Genomic DNA, 1,072 nt, shown 5'->3' on the forward strand with positions numbered 1-1,072 from the left:
CGCGGATGTACAACTCGCTGGCCTCGGGCCTGCAGACGCCGGGGGTGTTCGGTCAGGGGTGGGCCTCGGTCCTCGATCAACACCTCGCTCTTTCGGACGAGGGCTGCCGGTGGGTACTGGCCGACGGCCGCGCGGTGGACTTCCCCCGCGAGGGCTCCGGGTGGGCCCGGGCGGTGGGGGAGAATTACTGGCTCGCCCGCGAGCGGGCCACCGTCGCGGCATTTGCCGAGTTGAGCTCGATGCCTGACGGCACGGCCGAGCTCCTGGTGGTCCGGGACAACCAGGGCGCCTGGTGGGCCTACAGCCTCGCCGGCGTGTGGCTCGGCGCCGGGTCAGGGCCCGGCCTGACGGTATCCGTCCTCCGGGAAGGGCCGGCCAACGCCGGCAGTGCCGGCCCGGTGACCCGGCTGGCGCATGTGCGCGGCCGGTTCCTCGACGTCGAGTATGTGGACGGGCTGGTTGCCGTGGTGCGGGCCTCGGACGGGCGCCGGGTCGAGTACGGCTACGACGGCGGCGGCCGGTTGATTAGCGTGGCGACGGAGCTGGGGGCGCGCACCTATCGGTGGAACGAACAGGGCCTGATTGAGGCGGTCTTTTCCGCCGCGGGGGTTCTGGAAGCGGAGAACAGCTACGACGACCACGGCAGGGTCGTGCTGCAGCTCACCCAGCACGGACGCCGGACCCGGTTTGCGTATCTGCCGGGCCGCGTCACGGTGGTCTCGGATGAGGACGGCACCCGCTCCAACTCCTGGATCGCCGACGCCAAGGGCCGCCTGGTCGGGGTGCTCGATTCCCATGACCAGCGGCAGTCGATGGCCTATGACGGCCACGGAAACCTGGTCGCCTTCACCGAGCGCGACGGGGCGGTGACGGTGCACGCCTACGACGCGCGGGGCCGGAAGACCCGGACCGTGACCCCGGAGGGCGCGGACCTCACGTACGGCTGGGATGAGCAGGACCGCATCACCACCCTGGTGACGGAGTCCGGGGCGGTCGTGGCGTATGAGTACGCCGATGAGGTGTCGCGGGATCCCTCGGTGATCGTGGACCCGCTGGGCGGGCGCACCGAGCT

1 protein-coding gene is annotated in these 1,072 nt (G+C 71.4%); it reads left to right on the plus strand.

The window, feature by feature from the left end; translation table 11 throughout:
• The coding region (locus tag ABLI39_RS17345) for a DUF6531 domain-containing protein (RefSeq protein WP_349414794.1) at window positions 1-1,072 on the plus strand (1,072 nt) is incomplete at both ends.

The sequence above is a fragment of the Pseudarthrobacter sp. B907 genome (assembly GCF_040137805.1).
Lineage (GTDB): Bacteria > Actinomycetota > Actinomycetes > Actinomycetales > Micrococcaceae > Arthrobacter.